Raw genomic sequence first — 21,646 nt, forward strand, 5'->3', positions numbered from 1 at the left:
AAAAATTTGATAGGCTCATTATACTCCTCTTGATGAGAATTACGATAAAAATTTAAACATTTTTGATACGGAAGTATTTATTTGGTTAAATAATGGTCAGTTTAATGGTTTGCTAAATTTATAACTATAGGTAGATATATGAAAACATGGAAAGAAGCGCTAGGGGAAGAGAAACAACAACCTTACTTTCAACATATTTTGCAACAAGTGCATCATGAGAGAATGAGCGGTAAAATTGTTTATCCGCCTCAAAATGAAGTATTTAGTGCTTTTTCTCTTACTGAGTTTTGTGATGTAAAAGTGGTTATATTGGGCCAGGATCCTTATCACGGTCCTAATCAAGCGCATGGTTTAGCCTTTTCGGTTAAGCCTCCGGTTGCTCCACCGCCTTCATTAGTGAATATGTATAAGGAGCTTTCGCAAGATATTGAGGGATTTCAAATTCCTCAGCATGGCTATTTAGTTGATTGGGCAAAGCAAGGTGTATTATTGCTTAATACGGTTTTAACTGTTCAGCAAGGAATGGCGCATTCTCATGCCAAATTGGGGTGGGAAACCTTTACAGATAAAGTTATTGCACAGCTTAATGAACATCGTGAAAATATCGTCTTTTTACTTTGGGGGAGTCATGCTCAAAAGAAAGGACAATTTATTGATAGAAGCCGTCATTGTGTTTTAACGGCGCCACATCCTTCTCCATTATCAGCGCATCGGGGCTTTTTCGGGTGTAAGCATTTTTCTAAAGCAAATACTTATTTACGAGAAAAGGGGATTCCAGAGATTCACTGGCAATTGCCATTAAATGCCTAGGAGATTAAAAATCTTGAAGGTGGTACACCAACTTTAGGCTTCTAGACGAACCTAGCACGGCTTGTGCTAGGTTATTTTGCGCTATTTATTCCAAGGATAAACACCGCCATGTCGTTCAAGGTTCTGTAATTGTTTTTGAGCTGTTACTTGATAATTGATTCGTTTTATTTCATCACGGGTAAGGTGTGGGAATGCCTTTTCCACGGAGAGGATAAACCCCATATCATATTTTTCGAGATCATATTGGTAATTAACCGTAAAGGCTTTTGTGCAACAGTGAGTGGCATTGAGTTGCATAAGTGCATTAAACACATTAGTGTCATTATGGATACCGCTATACCAAAAGCGAGAAGTTTGCACAGCAAGAGCCTTTCGCATCATGTAGCAATTGGTGTCAATATGATGTCTTTTATGCGATGTTGTTGTCATTCCAACCGTTTGATTTTCGACAGTAATTTGGAATACATAAGGGTTATCTAATCTATTTTCATAAAAGCCGATCGATTCCAAAGTATCTTGGCAAATAAATTGCTCATCATGCGTATAAAAATTACGGAGCGAATAAGCATAATCTGCACTTGATTCATTTAGGGTTTTTATTCCATTTTCAATATGAGTCGGCTCATACCAGTTGTCATCATCTAAATAACAAATGGCATCTTCTTTAACCAAAAACGGAGCGATAGCATTGATACTGCTATTAGTCCAACCGTTTGCCCCCGTATTCATAGGTAAATAGGTCGCAATAACATCAGGGTATTTATCTAAAATTGTTTTGGCTTTTTCAGCAAATTGTTCTCCATCAACAAATACATAATGTTTACAAGGATAAGTTTGATTCTTAACACTTAAAATGGCTCGTTCAAGATCAGATCTGCCAATCGTTGAAGTAATCACGGCAACAGTTTTAATTACTTGGTTGTTCATTGTTATCTTCTTTTGTTAGATTATTTGATTTCTTGGATGGTATTCAAAATCCGCTTATCCGAAATTGGATATTTGGTGCCTAGCTGTTGAGCGAACAGGCTGACACGCAATTCTTCAATCATATAACGAATTTCTAAAACCTCATCCGGTATCGCTTTAGATTTCGGCAATTTAGCCAATAATTGCTTATAAGCTTCTTGTACTTGTTCAACACGTAGCATTTTCGCACGATCCGCATTGGTATCGACTAATAATTTATCAAGCCGTTTATCAATAGCGGTTAAATATCGATGCAAATCTGCAAGGCGTTGATGTCCGGTTTTGGTCACAAATTCCGGATAAATTAAGCCTGCTAATTGCGCCTTGATATCCGACATTGCAAATGCCATTGTGAAATCCATTTTACCTTTCATTCGCTTATTTAATTCAAAAGCAAGAGTAAGGCATTTTTCTACCTGTAAAGCAATTTCTGCGGTGGTATCGTTTAAATTGGCTCTAACATGCTCGTGTAGTTCATTAAATTTTTCTTCCGACCACACAAAGCCTCCAAACTCTTCAATCAATTTATCTACTGCACAGGCGATACAGTCGTCAATCAACTCTAGCACCTTGCCGAACGGGGCAAAATATAAACCGAGTTTAGCTTTATTCGGCAGTTTTTCGTGCAGATATTTAATCGGCGATGGCACGTTTAGCAATAACAATCGGCGTAACCCCGCTTGCATTGCTCGTGCTTGCTCAAATTCTGTTTCGAACAATTTGATGCCCACCGACTCTTTTTCATCGACAATCGCAGGGTAGGCTTTTACGCTAAAATGTTGTTTTTTCTGTTCGTAAAATTGGGGTAAATCCGCAAAATTCCACAAATGCACACCGCTTTGCTCAATCCCATCATCGGCAATGTTCGAAAGCGTATTTTGTACTTGATCTTTAAGTTGGAATTTTAATTCATCAAGATTTTCACTCTCAGCAATTTTTTTCCCTTTTTCATCAATAACACGGAATGTCATGCGTAAATGCGGTGGTAATTGTGTTAAATCCCAAAGTTCAGGATCGACAGTTACCCCCGTCATTCTACGCAGTTCATAAGTCAAACTTTCAAGCAACGGTTTAGCAAAAGGTTCTGCTTTTCCTAGAAATGCCTCGGCATAATTAGGCGCAGGCACAAAATTGCGGCGCATGGCTTTAGGTAACGATTTAATGAGACTGACAACCAACTCGTGGCGCAACCCTGGGATTTGCCAATCAAAGCCTTCTAGCTCAATTTGATTAAGTAACGGCAATGGAATATGTACCGTTACGCCATCGTGATCTTGCCCGATTTCAAACTGATAGCTTAACTTCAATTTGAGCGAACCTTGATACCAGAAATTTGGGAAGTCTAATTCGCTGACTTTGTTTGCATTATCATTCATCAAGAACGATTTTTCAAAGTTCAGCAGTTCAGGATCTTTCTGGGACGCTTTTTTCCACCAGCTGTCAAAATGTTTGCTGGAAACGACATCTGTGCCGATCCGCTGATCGTAAAATTCAAACAGCACTTGCTCGTCTACCAAAATATCTCGACGGCGAGATTTATGCTCCAACTCTTCGATCTCTTTGATCAAGCGGTTATTTTCTTTGAAAAATTTGTAATTATTGTGCCATTCGCCTTCCACCAACGCCGAGCGGATAAAAATTTCACGGCTGACAATAGGATCGATTGCTCCATACATCACAGGACGGCTGGTAACAATCGGAATACCGTAGAGCGAGACTTTTTCATCGGCAACCACCGCCCCTTTTGATTTCGCCCAACGTGGTTCGCTGTAACTGGATTTGGTTAAGTGTTTGGCAAGCGGTTCAACCCATTCAGGCTCAATTCGTGCCACCATTCGTCCCCACAATTTAGTAGTTTCAACCAATTCTGCCGCCATTACCCATTTCGGCTGTTTTTTGAAAAGCACGGAATTAGGGAACAGATAAAAATGTGCATTTCTTGCCCCTAAATAGTGCATCTTCTCGTTATCTTTCAAGCCGATATGAGACAATAAGCCCGATAATAAAGCGGTGTGAATTTGCTGATAATTTGCAGGTTCACTGTTAATCGGCAAGCCCATTTCACGCACCGCAAGGCGAAGCTGATGATAAATATCCTGCCACTCACGCACTCGCAGATAGTTGAGATAATCTTTTTGGCAAAGCTTACGGAACTGATTTTTGGTGAGTTCCTTTTGTTGCTCTTGAATAAAATGCCACAGGTTCACAAAGGCTAAAAAATCGCTCTCTTTATCGGCAAAACGGCGATGTTTATCATCTGCCGATTGCTGTTTTTCCTGCGGACGCTCACGGGGATCTTGAATAGACAACGCCGATACGATCATCATCACTTCGTGTAAACTGCCATTCTTCGCTGCTTCGATCACCATACGACCCAAACGGGGATCGATAGGCAGTTGGGCGAGTTGGCGACCGATTTGGGTCAATTCACGTATTTCACCATTTTTTGTTTTTTTGAATTCAAATGCCTGTAATTCTTCTAATAAACGAATACCATCTTGAATATGCCGCTGATCCGGTGCATCGACAAACGGAAACGAAGCAATATCCGTCAAACCCAACGCAGTCATCTGCAAGATTACCGAAGCGAGATTTGTCCGCAAAATTTCAGGATCAGTAAACTGCGGACGGGCGTTAAAATCCTCTTCCGAATACAAGCGGATACATATCCCTTCCGAAATACGTCCACAACGCCCTTTACGCTGGTTGGCGGACGCTTGAGAAATCGGCTCAATCGGCAAACGCTGAACTTTGGTACGATAGCTATAACGTGAAATGCGAGCCGTTCCCGTATCAATCACATACTTGATATTCGGGATTGTCAGCGAGGTTTCCGCCACGTTGGTCGCCAAAATAATGCGGTTCAGGTTGCTTGGATTAAAAATACGTTGTTGTTCTGCAGCAGATAAACGGGCATATAACGGCAAAATTTCCGTATGGCGAAGCTCCTGCTTCTGCAAGGCTTCGGCGGTATCACGGATTTCTCGCTCACCGTTCATAAAAATCAAAATATCGCCCCGACCTTCCGCTTGCAGTTCGTCCACCGCATTGAGAATGCCTTGTAGTTGGTCTTGATCCTCTTCTTCCACAATCGGGCGATAACGCACTTCCACAGGATAAGTTCTACCCGACACTTCGATGATCGGTGCATTGTTGAAATGTTTAGAAAAACGTTCCACATCAATGGTTGCCGATGTGATGATTACCTTCAAATCAGGGCGTTTTGCCAAAATTTGTTTGAGATAACCGAGAATAAAATCGTTGTTAAGCGAGCGTTCGTGGGCTTCGTCAATAATCAGCGTATCGTATTGATTGAGATAGCGGTCGTTTTGGATTTCGGCAAGCAGAATACCGTCCGTCATCAATTTGACGAGGGTGTTATCACTAATCTGATCGTTAAAGCGGACTTTATAACCAATAGTCGAACCAAGTTCCGATTTCAGCTCTTCGGCAATGCGTGTCGCCACCGAGCGAGCTGCGATACGTCTAGGTTGCGTATGCCCGATTAGCCCTTTTACTCCACGTCCAAGCTCCAAGCACATTTTCGGCAACTGCGTGGTTTTACCCGATCCTGTTTCCCCTGCAATCACCACTACTTGATGTTCGGCAATCAGTTTTAAAATCTCTTCACGACGAGCAGAAACAGGCAGATCAGGATACTCAATTTTTAGTTGTTCAGCTTGCTGTTTACGGGTGAAATAACGGCTTTTACAAGCGGTCAGATCCGTTTCAATTTCTGCAATAATGGCTTGTTTGGCATTTTCATTTTTGATATTTGAAATGCCGTGAATACGAGAACGCAAACGGCGATAATCTAAATTGGTTATATCTTTTAATTGGGCTAACAATGCTTTCTGAGCATCATCAAGCGGTTGTTTTTTATGATTTTTTTGCATATTTCAATGTTAAATTATGATTTTCCTACAACCAGCGACAAAATCCCTGCCGCAATTAACGGACCGACAGGTACACCTTTTAAGAAGGCGACGCCGATAATCGTGCCAATTAGTAATCCTGTTACGAGGACAGGTTGATTACCCATTAGGTTGATGCCTCGCCCACCAAGCCAAGCTACCGAGATCCCGGCAAGAATTGCCAGTAGCATTTTCCAATTTAGTAATGTCGCCAAATTTGGTAGCGCAATTTTACCTGAAACAATGGGGCTAAGAACGCCAATGGTTAAAATAATAATGCCGATAGTAAGCCCATATTTTTCTAAATGAGGAATATATTTATTTAGAACTGTTTGTTGCATTAAGAGTAAGACGGTAGCGGAAATGGTAATGGAATTATTATTTCCCAATACGCCAAGCAAGATAAGGGCAACAAGAAAAAGGGCGATAGGATTAAATGATAAGTTCATGATCTTAATAAAAAATGAGGGCGGAAAATCCGCCCGTAGGTATTATGCTGCAACAATAACCATTGCAGGACGGAGTACACGTCCTTGCAAGGTGTAACCTTTTTGTAATACAGTGCTGATATGATTTGCATCAACGCCTTCAGCCGGTTGCATTGAAATCGCTTGGTGTAATTCCGGATTAAATGCTTCGCCTACTGCACCAACCGCTTCAACGCCAAATTTTGCTAAGGTTGAAATGAATTCTTTATGGGTCATTTCTACGCCATCGACTAGTGCTTGGGTTTTCTCATCCGTTACCGCATTATCTAAAGCTGCCAAACCACGTTCTAAATTATCAACAACGGTTAAAAGTTCTTTAGAGAATTTCTCTAAAGCGAATTTGTGCGCTTTCTCAACATCTTGTTCTGCACGGCGGCGAATGTTTTGAATTTCTGCTTGAGCGCGAAGTTGAATGTCTTTTTCACGTGCATCGGCTTCAGAAATATAGCTTTCTAATTCTGCGATGCGAGCTTCTGCCGCTTCAAGCGGATTCACTTCAACGATTTGTTCTTCTTGAGTTTGTTCTGTTTGGGTTCCTTCTTGAATAGTGTTCATTTCTTCTTGTTGTGTGGTTTCAGTTTGATTTGTCATACTTAATCCTCTTATATAAAAGACAAATTTTGCCTTAATATAGCGATAAATTACTGAAATTCAAGGAAAAGGCAAAAATAATTTTATTTTAGGTAAGAAAGTGCTTGCAAAATGTAGGGCTTGCCTTAAAATCGCCCCTAACTTTCATTGACAATTTCGGCGTGAAAGGTTCGTAAATTTTCGGAGAAATCCGACCGCTTTTATCTTTTTTTTCTTAACGGAGAAAACTTAAATGAAAAAATTAGCAGGTTTATTAGCTGCAGGCGTGGCTTCATTTGCATTAACAGCATGTAATGAAGAAAAACCAAAAACAACAGAAGCTGCTCCGGCAGCAGAGTCTAAAGCAGCACCAGCTAACGCAGGTACCGTTCATTTATATACTTGGACGGAGTACGTTCCTGAAGGTTTATTAGACGAATTCACAAAAGAAACTGGTATCAAAGTTGAAGTTTCTAGCCTTGAATCAAACGAAACAATGTATGCGAAGTTAAAATTACAAGGTAAAGATGGCGGTTATGATGTTATCGCACCATCTAACTACTTCGTATCAAAAATGGCTAAAGAAGGTATGTTAGCGGAATTAGATCACGCTCAACTTCCTGTTATTAAAGAATTAAACCAAGATTGGTTAAATAAGCCTTATGATTTAGGTAACAAATACTCATTACCTCAATTATTAGGTGCTCCGGGTATCGCATTTAATACAAACGACTATAACGGTACAGAGTTCACTTCTTGGGGTGATTTATGGAAACCTGAATTTGCGAACAAAGTACAATTATTAGACGATGCTCGTGAAGTATTTAACATTGCGTTATTAAAATTAGGCAAAAATCCAAATACTCGCGATCCGGAAGAAATTAAAGCCGCTTATGAAGAGTTGAAAAAATTACGTCCAAACGTACTTTCATTCACATCAGATAACCCTGCAAACTCATTTATTTCAGGTGAAGTTTCAGTAGGTCAATTATGGAATGGTTCTGTACGTATTGCGAAGAAAGAGCAAGCGCCAATCAATATGGTCTTCCCGAAAGAAGGACCGGTATTATGGGTGGATACATTAGCAATCCCAGCGAATGCTAAAAACAAAGAAAACGCTCATAAGTTAATTAACTACTTATTAGGTGCAAAAGCATCAGAAAAATTAACATTAGCGATTGGTTATCCAACTTCTAACGTTGAAGCATTAAAAGTATTACCAAAAGAGATCACAGAAGATCCTGCAATCTATCCAACAGCAGAAGTGTTAAAATCTTCTCAATGGCAAGATGAAGTTGGCGATGCAATTGAACTTTATGAAAAATACTACCAAGAGTTAAAAGCATCAAAATAATCTGATGTTTAAGTAACAGTAAACCCCAAAGAGAAATCTTTGGGGTTTTATTTTAGATGAAGTACAATAGCGACAATAAATTGATAAAGTAGGAAAAAAAGTATGCCAACATTAAGTGTTGCAATGATTATCAAAAATGAAGCTCAAGATCTAGCTGCTTGCCTTGATACGGTAAAAGGCTGGGTTGATGAAATTGTGATTTTAGACAGTGGAAGTACAGATGAAACAGCACAAATTGCAGAGCAATATGATGCAAAATTTTATATCAATGCTGATTGGCAAGGATTTGGTAAACAGCGCCAGTTAGCTCAACAATATGTGACCAGTGATTATGTTCTGTGGCTTGATGCTGATGAAAGAGTAACACCGGAGTTAAAGCATAGTATTTTACAAGCGGTCAAAAATGATGAACAAAATACCGTTTATAAAATTGGTCGATTAAGTGAGGTATTTGGTCGTCAAATTCGTCATTCCGGCTGGTATCCGGATTATGTAGTGCGTCTGTATCCGACAACGATTGCTCGTTACAACGATTCGCTTGTTCACGAAAAGGTCGTCTTTGATTCAGCAACCAAAGTTGAAAAATTACAAGGTAATTTATTGCATTTTACTTATAAAAATATTACCCACTATCTGACTAAATCAGCACATTATGGCTCAGAATGGGCAACACAACGAGTCAAACAAGGGAAAAAAGTGTCCCTCTTTAGTGCATTTAGCCACGCGTTAAGCAGTTTTGTGAAAATGTATCTTCTGAAAAAAGGGTTTTTAGACGGTAAACAAGGTTTGCTGCTGGCAGTACTTTCGGCACAATCAGTCTTTAATAAATACGCAGATCTGTGGGTAAGAGGACAGGGGAAATAATATGTCGCAAAAACAGGCGGTTTTATTTATCAATATGGCAAAGGGATTCGGTGGCGGTGAGTTTTATACCGAGCAACTAATCAAGAATTTAGAGGGATATCAGTGTTATTTTTTAGGAAAAAAATCAGGAAAACTTACCGCTTGTATCCAACAAAATTTACCGGAAGTAAAAGTTATCAGTCTTTGGAGTGCCATTAAGCTCGCTTTATCAGAGAAAAATCTGATTGTTCATGCTTTAGATGGTCGAGGGGCTCATTTTGCCGGAATCTTTAAACGTTTTTTTAAAACTATAAGCGTGATTACTCGCCAAGTTAATTTTGCGTTTAAACGTAAATCTTCACAAAAAGCCTATGAAAATGCGGATATGCTGGTTGGTGTGAGCCAATCTATAACGCAAAATTTGGCAAAATTAAACCCAAATGCTCAGACAGTTTACGGCTGTTTAAAGCCATTACAAGAAAACAAAGAATTTGAACAACAATTTTTTGCTAACCCACCACATTCACTTAAAATTGCCCATATTGGTAATTTCCAAACTGTAAAAAATTTCCCACTAACGATTGAGCTTGCTAAACAAAATCCTGATGTATACTTTTACTTGGTAGGTGCAGGCGAGTTAGAAAATGAGCTAAAAATTCAATCAAAAGGATTCAATAATATCTACTTTATTCCTTTTACACCATACATCGGTAGTGTGTTAAAAAATGTGGATTTACTGATTGTTCCATCTCATTCGGAAGGTTTGGGTATGGTAATTTTAGAAGGTTATCAATACCAAGTCCCAAGTATTGCTCACGCAACAGGTGGTATTCCTGAGATCATTGAACAAGAGAAAACAGGCTTCTTAGTAAGCCCAAATCAAATTGAGCAGTATCAGGCTATTTTAGATCGTCTACTTGCCGAACCTACCTGTTTTGCAGAATTACGCCAAAATATTACCGCTTATCTGGCAAAAAAAGATTTTTCCGCACAGAGAATGGCGAGAGAATATGAAGCGATTTATCGGAAAGTTATTAAAAAATAATTGATAATTTGACAAACACTGTCTTTGCCTTATCTTCTACTTTCCAAGCTAGGGATATTATGGCTTGGTAATTGCCGAAAATTTATCTTATATCGGTATTGTATCGGATAAAAACCCGCAGACGGCACGCCTTTGATTGTCCATAATATCGGGGAGGACATTTGTTAAAAGATTGGACACACGGTTGTATTGCTATAACAAATGAGGAGATAGATGAACTTTTTTTCGCAGTGGTACACCAAGCAGAAATTGAGGTCAAGCCTTAAATCAAGTGGTTAAATTTCGGAAAAACTTTGCAAGTCGGGTCAGTAAATTTTAGATGAAGTTTTAACGCTTTTCAGCTAGAATATTTTCCTTGAATGCATGCGCAAGCGTTTGCGTTTAATTATTTTTTACTTTCAAAATTTATAGGAATTCGTATGTCAGCAACAATTTTAGAATCTCTCCCGTTAGGTCAAAAAGTAGGTATCGCATTTTCAGGCGGTTTAGATACTTCAGCAGCATTACTTTGGATGCGTAAAAAAGGTGCAGTGCCTTACGCATATACAGCAAACTTAGGTCAGCCTGATGAAGATGATTACAACGCAATTCCGAAAAAAGCGATGGAATACGGTGCAGAAAATGCACGTTTAATTGACTGCCGTGCGCAATTAGCACACGAAGGTATTGCAGCTATTCAATGTGGTGCATTCCATATTTCAACGGGCGGTATCCCTTATTTCAATACCACGCCACTTGGTCGTGCGGTAACCGGTACAATGCTTGTTGCTGCAATGAAAGAAGATGATGTAAACATCTGGGGCGATGGCTCAACCTTTAAGGGCAATGACATCGAGCGTTTCTACCGTTATGGTTTATTAACCAATCCAAAATTAAAAATCTATAAACCTTGGTTAGACAACCTCTTTATTGATGAACTTGGTGGTCGTTTTGAGATGTCGCAATTCTTAATTGCTAACGGTTTTGACTACAAAATGTCTGTTGAAAAAGCTTACTCAACCGACTCAAATATGCTAGGTGCAACGCACGAAGCGAAAGATTTAGAAGAATTAAGTACTGGAATGAAAATTGTGAAACCAATTATGGGAGTAGCGTTCTGGGACGAATCGGTTGAAATCAAACCTGAAACAGTTTCTGTTACCTTTGAAGAAGGTGTGCCGGTTGCATTAAACGGCAAACGTATCGAAGATGCTGTTGAGTTAATTCTTGAAGCAAACCGTATTGGTGGTCGCCACGGTTTAGGGATGTCAGATCAAATCGAAAACCGTATCATTGAAGCAAAATCTCGTGGTATTTATGAAGCACCGGGAATGGCATTATTACACATTGCTTACGAGCGTTTAGTAACCGGTATTCACAATGAAGATACGATTGAACAATACCGTATTAACGGCTTACGTTTAGGTCGCTTATTATACCAAGGTCGTTGGTTCGACCCACAAGCATTAATGCTTCGTGAAACAGCACAACGTTGGGTAGCAAAAGCAATTACCGGTACTGTAACTTTAGAATTACGCCGTGGTAACGACTTCACGATTCTTAATACTGAATCGCCAAACTTAACTTATGAAGCAGAACGTTTAAGTATGGAAAAAGTAGAAGATGCGCCATTTACACCGTCAGATCGTATCGGTCAATTAACAATGCGTAACTTAGATATCGTGGATACACGTGGTAAATTAGCGATTTATACCGAAACAGGTTTAATTTCTGCGAATAACCAAGTTGTGCCACAATTAGGTCAAAAATAATCTTTTTATTTAAAATTAAGAGCAAAATCGCCTCAAAGGTTAATTTGGGGCGATTTTCTTTTTTTATAATTAAGTTATATACTGATGCACTTTTGTTAGTATCGATAAATCAAATGAAACAAGTCGAAATTTTTACAGATGGTTCTTGCTTAGGTAATCCGGGCAAAGGGGGAATAGGCATATTGCTCCGATATAATCAGCATGAAAAAACGGTTAGCCAAGGTTATTTCCAAACGACCAATAACCGCATGGAACTTCGCGCAGTTATTGAAGCCCTTGCGATGTTAAAGGAACCTTGCCAAGTGCATTTACATTCAGATAGCCAGTATATGAAAGACGGCATTACAAAATGGATTTTTAATTGGAAGCGTAATAATTGGAAAACAGCGAACGGTAAAGCGGTTAAAAATCAAGATTTATGGATTGCTCTAGATATGGAAATCCAGCATCATAAAATGGAATGGCATTGGGTTAAAGGTCATGCCGGACATCGTGAAAATGAAATTTGTGATGAACTGGCAAAGGCTGGGGCAAATAATCCCACTTTGGAAGATATTGGGTATAATGCTGAATAATACAAGCGGTCAGATTTTTATTAAAATTTATAAAAATAATCGTTTGTTAAATTTTTTGGCAAAAATTGCCATTTTTTAGCTTGTTTGCACTACGCAAACGTTTTCTTTTTTTGTAAAATAGCGGTCGTTTTGACCCATTGAGGTTTTTATGGTTGATATCATTATTATCGGACTTATTGCATTTTCTATTTTAGTTAGCCTTTGGCGAGGCTTTGTGAGTGAAGCACTTTCATTGGCTGGCTGGGTAATTGCCTTTTGGGTCGCAAGTTCGTTTTATCCTTATTTAAGCGGTTATCTCACACAAGTTAATTCTATCTACCTTCAAAATTCAGAATACTTGCGTAACGGTGTCGCTGCTGGGGGATTATTTATTGTGGTATTGATAATTTGCGGTGTGATCAACGCACTTTTAAGCAAAATTATTGATACAACAGGTATTTTATCAACCACCGATCGTATTTTAGGCGGTGCATTTGGTGCTTTACGAGGTATTCTTATTGTTGCCGCAGCATTATTTTTCTTAGATACCTTTACATCAGTAAGTCAAAGTGAATTATGGAAAGAATCTCAACTGATTCCGCATTTTGATTTTATTGTGAAATGGTTCTTTGATCAGATGCAAGCTAATTCCAGTTTCTTAAATTCCACAAAATAAGAGGTTATTTTATGTGCGGCATTGTCGGCATTATTGGGGGATCGCCTGTGAATCAGGCGATTTATGATGGATTAACATTACTTCAACACCGTGGACAAGATGCCGCCGGTATTGTCACTATCGATGAAGAAAATCGATTCCGCTTACGAAAAGCAAATGGGCTGGTAAGCGATGTGTTCCGCCAAGAACATATGTTACGTTTGCAAGGGAATGCTGGTATTGGTCATGTACGTTACCCAACCGCAGGTAGCTCAAGTGTATCGGAAGCACAACCTTTCTATGTAAACTCTCCATTCGGTTTAACCTTGGTTCATAACGGCAATTTAACCAACAGCGCAGAACTAAAAGAGCGTCTTTTTAACGAAGCTCGCCGCCACGTCAATACTAACTCAGACTCTGAAGCGCTACTTAACATTTTTGCTCACTATCTTGATCAATATCCTACCGCACATCTCACACCAGAAAACATTTTTGAAACTGTTCGTAAAACGAATGAAGTGATCAAAGGGGCTTATGCTTGTATCGCTATGATCATTGGGCATGGTATGGTCGCATTTCGTGATCCGTTTGGTATTCGCCCGCTTGTTTTAGGAAAACGTGTATTGGATGGCAAAACAGAATACATGTTTGCCTCTGAAAGCGTGGCGCTAGATATCGTGGGCTTTGAGTTTGAGCGAGATGTATTACCTGGCGAAGCAATCTACATTACCTTTGACGGGCAAGTACATTCTGCCATTTGTGCAGAAAACCCGACACTTAACCCATGTATTTTCGAATACGTCTATTTTGCCCGCCCGGATTCTGTGATTGATGGTGTTTCGGTATATGGCGCACGTGTCCATATGGGCGAGCTGTTGGGCGAAAAAATCAAACGTGAATGGGGACGCTTAGTGGATGAAATTGATGTGGTTATCCCAATCCCTGAAACCTCAAATGATATTGCGGTACGTATTGCGAACGTCCTTTATAAACCTTATCGCCAAGGCTTTGTAAAAAATCGCTATGTTGCTCGAACCTTTATCATGCCGGGGCAAGCGCAACGTAAAAGTTCGGTTCGCCGTAAATTGAATGCAATAGCGTCTGAATTTAAAGGGAAAAATGTCCTTTTAGTGGATGACTCAATTGTACGTGGTACAACATCTGAGCAAATTGTTGAAATGGCTCGTGCCGCAGGTGCTAAAAAAGTGTATTTCGCTTCTGCTGCACCTGAGATCCGTTACCCTAATGTTTATGGAATTGATATGCCAACCAGCCAAGAGCTTGTGGCTTATGGACGTAGTGTGGAAGAAGTGGCTGAAATCATTGGTGTTGATAAACTGATTTTCCAAGATCTTTCTTCTTTATTTAAGGCGGTACAAACAGAAAATCCAAACATCAAAAATTTTGATGCTTCAGTTTTCACGGGCGAATATATTACGGGCGATGTCGGTCAAGATTATTTAGAAGCGATTGCACAAGCACGTAATGATAAAGCCAAAAGCAAGGCGGCAACGCAAGCAACGAATTTAGAAATTCACAATATCAGTTCATAAAATCTTTCGAAGATCATTCGAATTTTTATGAAAATCGGGTAAACTAAAAGAAATTAAGGGCGTTAATACGCCCTTTTCTTTATGACAAAGAGGATGGATTATGGCACTTTTACCCTTAGCAGAAGCGTTACAACAGATGTTGCAGCAGCTACCTTTACCTAAAGTAACCGAAACTTTAGCCTTAAATGCGTGTGCAAACCGTATTCTGGCAGAAGATATTTTCTCGCCAATTAATGTTCCAAGTTTTGATAATTCCGCAATGGACGGCTATGCGGTTCGTGTAAGCGATTTAGCACAAGGAAATCAACTCACGCAAATCGGTAAATCTTTTGCTGGCAATCCCTTTAATGGCGAGTTAAAGCAAGGCGAGTGTGTTCGCATTATGACGGGAGCGATGATCCCACAAGGTTGTGATGCGGTTGTGATGCAAGAAGAAACCGAAACAAGCGGTGATAATCAGATTATTTTTTGCAAAATGCCTAAACTTGGGCAAAACATTCGCCGAGTGGGGGAGGATGTAAAACAAGGAGAATTAGTTTTAGCGAAAGGAAGTTTACTCAATGTAACAACTTTACCTTTATTAGCCTCTTTGGGGATTGCACAAGTGCCGGTTTTCCCTCGTCTAAAGGTAGCTATTCTTTCAACGGGCGATGAACTAACAAGCGTAGGCGAGCCATTAACGGAAGGTAAAATTTATGATACTAACCGTTTTGCCGTACGTTTGATGTTAGAAAAACTAAATTGTGAAATCATTGATTACGGTATTTTGCCTGATGATCCACAAATCTTTGAAGCGAAATTTATGCAAGCGCAACAAGAGGCGGATATTTTAATTACCAGTGGCGGTGTTTCCGTGGGGGAAGCCGATTTTACCAAAGATGTATTGGAAAAATTAGGCAAAATTGCGTTTTGGAAAATTGCGATGAAGCCAGGCAAACCTTTTGCTTTTGGTAAATTGGGACAAGAGAATACCAAACAAATCATTTTCTTTGGTTTACCTGGTAATCCGGTTTCTGCTTTGGTAACCTTCTACCAACTTGTTCAGCCTGCTTTAGCGCATTTATCCGGTATGAATGAGCAAAGTATTGCAAAATTAACCTCAAATTTAACCGCTTGTACAGCGGTACCATTGAAAAAAACAGTGGGACGCCAAGATTTCCAACGTGGTTTTTATTATGCTAATGAGCGTGGTGAATTAGAAGTGAAACCTGTTGGCACACAAGGCTCACATATTTTCAGCGCATTTTATGAGAGCAACTGTTTCATTGTGTTAGAAGCAGAACGTGGCGCTGTTCAAGCCGGCGAGAAAGTTACCATTCAACCTTTCAACAGTTTACTTAAATAGTATGGAACTTAATGATCATGAAATGTTACGTTACAACCGTCAAATTAGTTTGAAGGCGGTTGATTTTGACGGACAAGAGAAATTAAAAACAAGCAGTGCATTGATTGTTGGTCTGGGTGGTTTAGGTTGCTCAGCTTCGCAATATCTGGCATCGGCTGGTGTTGGCAAGCTGATTTTGGTTGATTTTGATGAAATTTCTTTATCCAATTTGCAACGTCAAATTCTATATACCGATGCGGATATTGGTTTAGCTAAAGTCGAAGTAGCTAAAAAGCGTTTACAGGCGATCAATCCGAATATTGCCATTCAAGCCATTCATAAAAAATTTGCACAAGATGAGTGGGCAGAACTCATTGCTCAAGTCGATGTGGTCTTGGATTGTACAGATAATGTTGAAGTGCGTAATCAGCTTAATTTGCATTGTTTTCAGCAAAAACGACCGCTTGTTTCCGGTTCAGCCATTCGATTTGAAGGGCAAATTTCTGTTTTTACTTATCAGAAAGACGAGCCTTGCTACCAATGCCTAAGCCAATTATTTGGCGAAGGAACATTAAGTTGTGTCGAAGCAGGTGTGATGGCGCCGATTGTCGGGGTAATTGGCAGTTTGCAAGCAATGGAGGCGATTAAAATCTTACTCAATATTGGTAAAAATTTATCTGGTAAATTATTTATCATTGATGCTTTGCATTTTTCAGTCAGAGAGATGAACCTAGCCAAAATGCCGAGTTGTGCCGTATGTCAATCTTAATTGTAAAGAATGAAAAGATTTAAAATTTCTCCATTTGGAGTTTGACAGCTATACAAATTTCGATTATCATAGCGCCTGTTTTGTTCCTCCTTAGTTCAGTCGGTAGAACGGTGGACTGTTAATCCATATGTCGCAGGTTCGAGTCCCGCAGGAGGAGCCAACTAATTTCCTTTAGTTTTTTACTTTTGTTCTTGTTTTATTTGTCTCCTTTTATAAAACAGTTGATTCGTACCTCCAGAATTAGAACAAAAGAATTTACCCCGTAGGTGTTCTATGGGGTTTCTTTTTTTCAGCCTTTTTTAACACGATTCTCTTACAATTAACGGACATTCAATCGGATAGGTATTATTTCCTTTTCTACCTTCAATCAAATGCAATGCGGCTTGTTTTCCCATTTCGTAATGAGGAAGCTGGACGGTTGTCAGCGGTGGAAGAAATAAGTGTGCCACACCGACCATATTATCGTACCCCACAACGGCAACATCTTGGGGAATACGTAATCCTTTGGCGAGCAACATTTGGTAGGCAAGCAAAGCGATACGGTCATTTCCGCAAACAATCACATCATAATCAAAATCCTCAATCCCTTGCTCTAACAACTTTTTCAGTTCATCTGCACCGTGTAGATAGTCATCGCTTTCGTCCATGAAAAACTCAGTTAGTGGATGAGCTTTTTTTTGTGCAAACCAGACGGTGTGTAAGCCCTCTTGCCGTTTTTGGGCAGCAATGGCATTGTGAGGAATATAAAGACAAAGTGGTTTTTTATATCCTTTTTCCACTAATAAACTCATTACGTCTGCTTGACCTTGAAAATCATCGGGAATATAGCTTGCCACCTCAATATCTCGAGTAACACAATTAGCTAACACCATAGGATAAGCTGCAAGGCGTTTTGGCACGTTAATTTCTTTTAAGCCGTGTCGAGTAATAATAATAGCGGTTGGGCGGTGTGAGAGAAGTAAGTCCACCGCTTGTTCGACATCTTGCGGATTATCTTCAAAAGCGTTGATCACGAAACTGTTCCAGCCGTATTTTCGCACAGTTTGCTCAATGGCTAATAAAATTTCGACAGAAAAAGGCGTAGTTGCAGTGCTAAAAGAGAGTACACCAATGGTATTGTTACTTACGCCACGAATTTTTTGAGCGGCAATATTTGGCACATAGCCAAGCTGTTCAATGGCTTGTTTAACACGAGTGAGCGTTTTTTCGGAGAGTTGTTCAGGGTTGTTGATCGCTCGAGAAACGGTCATCAGCGATACGCCTGCCAGTTTTGCTACGTCTTTCAATGAAGCCATATAGTCCTCTTTGGCAACAATGTTAAGGTTTTAAAATTTAACGATACTTTCGCATTTTCTACGCTATTTTGACAAGCATAAAAATGTGATCTTGTTCACAAAATTGAAATGATAACGTTAAAAAGTGTGATCTTCTTCACATTTTCAACAAAAATTGCTTTGAAAGATAAAATGGTAACGTTATCATTTTGCTATCAAATTAACCTAATGAGGTGCAATATGCAAACAAGTACATCCAATAAAGCCTATTATTGGGGCAACCGTAACTACTTTGTATTTAGCGGTTATTTCTTTACCTACTTCTTTATTATGGCAACCTGTTATCCGTTTTTAGGGATTTGGTTGGGCGATATTAATGGTTTGAGTGGCGAAGAGCGAGGCATTGTTTTTGCAGCAATGTCATTTTTTGCGCTCTGTTTCCAGCCGATTTTTGGTTATGTCACCGATAAATTAGGTGTGAAAAAACATTTACTGTGGGCGGTTGCTGTTGCACTTGTTTTCTACGCACCTTTCTTTATTTATATTTTTGCGCCGTTATTAAAAAGTAACATCTGGTTAGGGGCTATTACAGGCGGTGTTTATATGGGCTTTGTTTTCTCAGGGGGCGCAGGCGCTTCAGAAGCTTATGTAGAACGTGTTAGCCGTCAAAGTCATTTTGAATATGGACGAGCAAGAATGTTTGGAATGATCGGTTGGGGGATTTGCGCATCGATTGCCGGTATTTTATATAGCCGCGATCCTAATTCTGTGTTCTGGTTAGGTTCAGCCGGTGCGGTGGTGTTACTGATTTTGGTCGCACTTGCAAAACCAGAGCAAAATTCTACCGCTTCTGTGATGGCGCAACTTGGTGCAAATAAAAATCCGGTCAGCCTTGCACAAGCCATTAAATTATTCAAACTTCCTCGCTTCTGGGCATTGTTAGCTTATGTGGTGGGCGTGGCGTGTACTTACGATATTTTTGACCAACAGTTCGGTAATTTCTTTAATACCTTCTTTGACTCCAAAGAAGAAGGGATTGAAATGTTTGGTTATGTGACCACGATGGGCGAGTTTTTAAATGCAGCCATTATGTTCTTTGTCCCACTTTTAATTAACCGTATGGGAGCAAAAAATGCGCTTTTAACCGCCGGTTTTATTATGACCATTCGTATTATCGGTTCTTCTTACGCTTCGGAGGCGTGGCACGTAGTCGTGTTAAAAACCTTACATATGTTTGAAGTGCCATTCTATTTAGTCGGTTTATTCAAATATATCGGCAATGTGTTTGAAGTTCATTTTTCAGCAACGATTTATATGGTGGCGTGCCAATTCATTAAACAAGTGGGCAATATGTTAGCGTCATCAGTGGTGGGAAGCTGGTATGACAAATTTGGCTATCAAGAAACCTACTTTATTTTAGGCTGTATTGCGCTTGGCTTTACCTTACTTTCCGTCTTTACCTTAACAGGCAAAATGAATATGCAAGAGCGCTATCAGCTTCATCGCCGTAATGCGGTAGGGGCATAAATATAGGGAATATTTTGTATGGGCGAGGGTTATCCCCGCCCGTAAACAAGCCAAAGAATTTAATCGAATTGGAGTTTATAATATGAGCAACATTATCCGTCTTTCTAGTCAAAAAAACGATCTTATTATTGAGGCATCAGATAACCCTCGCATCCTTTATTGGGGAGAAAAACTTTCCACATTTAGCCCTGAAAGTGCTTGGCTTTCACAAGCAGGCGTAACCAATGGAGGCTTAGATATTGATGTACCTGTATCACTCATTTCAGAGAACGGACGAGGCTATTTTGAAAGCAGTAGTTTAGAAGGACATCGCAATGGTCTAGACTCAATGCCGGTATTCAAATTAAGTAAAATTGAGCAAGAAAATGACCGCTTGATCTTACGCCAAATCGATGACATCGCCGGATTAGAATTTATCAGCGAATTTGTACTAGATGAAAAAACGTCCGTACTAAAAACCCGTAACAAACTACGTAATTTAAAAGCAGGACGCTATACGGTTGATCGCCTTGCGGTAACGTTACCATTACCGGAATTTGCTGATGAAGTTTGCAATTTCTACGGCAGATGGGTAAGAGAGTTCCAGCTTAATCGCCAAACTTTAAAACATGGTGGTTTCATTCAAGAAAATCGAGTGGGTAGAACTTCACACGAATATCCGCCTATTGTAATGGTCGGCGAAAATGGCTTTAAAGAGCAAAGTGGTCAAGTTTGGGGCTTTCATTTAGCTTGGAGTGGCAACCATCGTATTCGTGCCGATATTGATATTCGTGGTCGCCGTACTGTTCAGCTTGAAGCATTATATTTTGCCGGCGAAATTAGCCTAGAGCAAAATGAAGAAGTTGCCACGCCTTGGGTTTATAGCACCTTCTCAGCGGAAGGATTAAACGGCATGAGCCAACAATTCCATCAATATGTCCGTGAGCATATTGTCCGCTTCCCGAAAGAAAAAACACGTCCTGTGCATTTAAATATTTGGGAAGGCGTTTATTTTGACCATAAACCGGATCATATTATCGCTATGGCAAAAGCGGCGGCAGAAATGGGCGTAGAACGTTTTATTATTGATGATGGTTGGTTTATCGGACGTGATGATGATTTTGGCGGATTAGGCGATTGGTATTTAGATGAACGTAAATATCCAAACGGTTTAACACCGATTATTCAGCAAGTGAAAGAGCTTGGTATGCAATTCGGGATTTGGGTAGAGTTAGAGATGATTAATAAACCGACAAAACTCTATCAACAACACCCAGATTGGTTATTGGAAGTAAAAGGCTACGATCAACCTGCAGAGCGTAATCAGTATGTGTTGGATCTCTGCAATCCTGATGTGTTTAATTATTTAGTCGAACGTATGGATTGGTTGTTAGGCAATCACGACATTGACTATGTGAAATGGGATATGAACCGCCGTATTGTACAAGGCGCACACGAAGGCAAAGCCGCTGTTACCAAACAAACTGAAGCACTGTATCGCTTATGTGATGTGCTTTGCGAAAAATATCCGAATGTGGAGTTTGAGGCGTGTTCTTCCGGTGGTGGACGTATCGATTATGAAATTTTAAAACGCTCACAACGTTTCTGGACTTCGGACGATAATGATGCTCTTGAGCGCCAAACTATTCAACGTGGCTTTAGCTATTTCTATCCGCCGGAAGTGATGGGAGCGCATATCGGAGGCTATCACTGTCATACGACTTACCGAAAATTAGATGCAAATTTCCGTGGCTTAACGGCACTGTTCGGACATATGGGCGTAGAACTTGATCCGGTTAAAGAGGGCGAAGAAGAGCGCCAAAACTTTGCAAAATACATTGCGTTGCATAAGTCTTTACGCCCGTTATTGCACAATGGCGTATCGTTCCGACTAGACCGTAAAGATCCGGCCTCACTTGTGAATGGCGTGGTTAATAAAGAAGGCTCGCAAGCGGTTGTTTTAATCAGCCAACTTGCAATGTTGGATTACTTAGGGCAAGAAGCGTTACGTTTACCGTATTTAGCTGAAGGCGATTATCAAGTAGAAATACTCGATTTACCTCGTAATTTTGCCGAAGGAAAATTCGGGCATTTGATGAAAAAATTACCACAATGGATGGTAAAAGCCTTAGAGGGCGAAAAAGTTATCATTAACAGCCAATGGTTAGCCAAAGTCGGATTAGGCTTACCGTTAATTGATCCTGCTTCTGCAATGTTGCTGAAATTTACCCGAGTGTAAAGATGTAGGGGCGAAATATTTTTCGCCCTGA

The 21,646-nt window shown here is 39.9% G+C and carries 17 protein-coding genes and 1 tRNA gene; 13 read left to right on the forward strand and 5 right to left on the reverse strand.

Going from position 1 to position 21,646, the window contains the following annotated elements; all coding sequences use genetic code 11:
- Positions 1-138: 138 nt before the first annotated feature.
- On the forward strand, positions 139-810 hold the full coding sequence (gene ung / locus AM305_RS03325; protein ID WP_005823150.1) for a uracil-DNA glycosylase: 672 nt from the start codon (positions 139-141) through the stop codon (positions 808-810).
- Between the two features lie 81 nt (positions 811-891).
- Here the strand turns inward: ung and AM305_RS03330 are convergent, their stop codons facing one another.
- From AM305_RS03330 to grpE, 4 genes are read right to left on the reverse strand one after another with little or no spacing between them, the layout of a single operon-like run.
- On the reverse strand, positions 892-1,737 hold the full coding sequence (locus tag AM305_RS03330; RefSeq protein ID WP_005823151.1) for a glycosyltransferase family A protein: 846 nt from the start codon (positions 1,735-1,737) through the stop codon (positions 892-894).
- Positions 1,738-1,757: 20 nt separating this feature from the next.
- Positions 1,758-5,672, reverse strand: a complete 3,915-nt coding sequence (gene hrpA / locus AM305_RS03335) for an ATP-dependent RNA helicase HrpA (RefSeq protein WP_005823152.1) — start codon at positions 5,670-5,672, stop codon at positions 1,758-1,760.
- Between the two features lie 14 nt (positions 5,673-5,686).
- Positions 5,687-6,139: a DUF441 domain-containing protein gene (locus tag AM305_RS03340; protein ID WP_005823153.1), complete on the reverse strand. Its 453-nt coding sequence runs from the start codon at positions 6,137-6,139 to the stop codon at positions 5,687-5,689.
- Between the two features lie 42 nt (positions 6,140-6,181).
- Entirely contained in the window at positions 6,182-6,769 is a 588-nt protein-coding gene (gene grpE / locus AM305_RS03345; protein WP_005823155.1) for a nucleotide exchange factor GrpE, read from the reverse strand.
- Positions 6,770-7,001: 232 nt separating this feature from the next.
- Here grpE and AM305_RS03350 point away from each other — a divergent pair, with 232 nt between their 5' ends.
- From AM305_RS03350 to AM305_RS03395, 10 genes are all read left to right on the forward strand, one after another.
- Positions 7,002-8,102 (forward strand): extracellular solute-binding protein, encoded by a 1,101-nt coding sequence (locus tag AM305_RS03350; protein WP_005823156.1) that lies wholly within the window; start codon positions 7,002-7,004, stop codon positions 8,100-8,102.
- 102 nt (positions 8,103-8,204) lie between these two features.
- Complete coding sequence (locus AM305_RS03355; protein ID WP_005823157.1) at positions 8,205-8,966, forward strand: glycosyltransferase family 2 protein; 762 nt, start codon at positions 8,205-8,207, stop codon at positions 8,964-8,966.
- A gap of 1 nt (position 8,967) precedes the next feature.
- Entirely contained in the window at positions 8,968-9,990 is a 1,023-nt protein-coding gene (locus AM305_RS03360; RefSeq protein ID WP_005823158.1) for a glycosyltransferase family 4 protein, read from the forward strand.
- Between the two features lie 419 nt (positions 9,991-10,409).
- Entirely contained in the window at positions 10,410-11,741 is a 1,332-nt protein-coding gene (gene argG / locus AM305_RS03365; RefSeq protein ID WP_005823160.1) for an argininosuccinate synthase, read from the forward strand.
- A gap of 113 nt (positions 11,742-11,854) precedes the next feature.
- Positions 11,855-12,316, forward strand: coding sequence for a ribonuclease HI (gene rnhA / locus AM305_RS03370; protein ID WP_005823161.1), 462 nt, complete (start codon positions 11,855-11,857; stop codon positions 12,314-12,316).
- Positions 12,317-12,464: 148 nt separating this feature from the next.
- On the forward strand, positions 12,465-12,971 hold the full coding sequence (locus tag AM305_RS03375) for a CvpA family protein (RefSeq protein ID WP_005823162.1): 507 nt from the start codon (positions 12,465-12,467) through the stop codon (positions 12,969-12,971).
- An 11-nt stretch (positions 12,972-12,982) separates the two neighbouring features.
- A complete protein-coding gene (gene purF, locus AM305_RS03380) occupies positions 12,983-14,503 on the forward strand; it encodes an amidophosphoribosyltransferase (RefSeq protein ID WP_005823163.1) in 1,521 nt (506 codons plus the stop codon).
- Between the two features lie 100 nt (positions 14,504-14,603).
- Complete coding sequence (gene moeA, locus AM305_RS03385; protein ID WP_005823164.1) at positions 14,604-15,848, forward strand: molybdopterin molybdotransferase MoeA; 1,245 nt, start codon at positions 14,604-14,606, stop codon at positions 15,846-15,848.
- A gap of 1 nt (position 15,849) precedes the next feature.
- Positions 15,850-16,596: a molybdopterin-synthase adenylyltransferase MoeB gene (gene moeB, locus AM305_RS03390; protein ID WP_035293810.1), complete on the forward strand. Its 747-nt coding sequence runs from the start codon at positions 15,850-15,852 to the stop codon at positions 16,594-16,596.
- Positions 16,597-16,680: 84 nt separating this feature from the next.
- Positions 16,681-16,756 (forward strand) — tRNA-Asn (locus AM305_RS03395).
- Positions 16,757-16,895: 139 nt separating this feature from the next.
- Here the strand turns inward: AM305_RS03395 and AM305_RS03400 are convergent.
- Positions 16,896-17,891 carry a LacI family DNA-binding transcriptional regulator gene (locus AM305_RS03400; protein WP_005823167.1) on the reverse strand — a complete coding sequence of 332 codons (996 nt, stop codon included), beginning with the start codon at positions 17,889-17,891 and terminating at the stop codon, positions 16,896-16,898.
- Positions 17,892-18,110: 219 nt separating this feature from the next.
- Between AM305_RS03400 and AM305_RS03405 the strand changes: the two genes are divergently transcribed.
- Together AM305_RS03405 and AM305_RS03410 are read left to right on the forward strand one after the other, a co-directional pair.
- Positions 18,111-19,397 (forward strand): MFS transporter, encoded by a 1,287-nt coding sequence (locus tag AM305_RS03405; protein ID WP_005823168.1) that lies wholly within the window; start codon positions 18,111-18,113, stop codon positions 19,395-19,397.
- A gap of 82 nt (positions 19,398-19,479) precedes the next feature.
- Positions 19,480-21,615, forward strand: coding sequence for an alpha-galactosidase (locus tag AM305_RS03410; protein WP_005823169.1), 2,136 nt, complete (start codon positions 19,480-19,482; stop codon positions 21,613-21,615).
- The last annotated feature ends 31 nt before the right edge of the window (positions 21,616-21,646 follow it).

The organism is Actinobacillus minor NM305, assembly GCF_000175195.1.
Classification (GTDB): Bacteria; Pseudomonadota; Gammaproteobacteria; order Enterobacterales; family Pasteurellaceae; genus Haemophilus_A; species Haemophilus_A minor.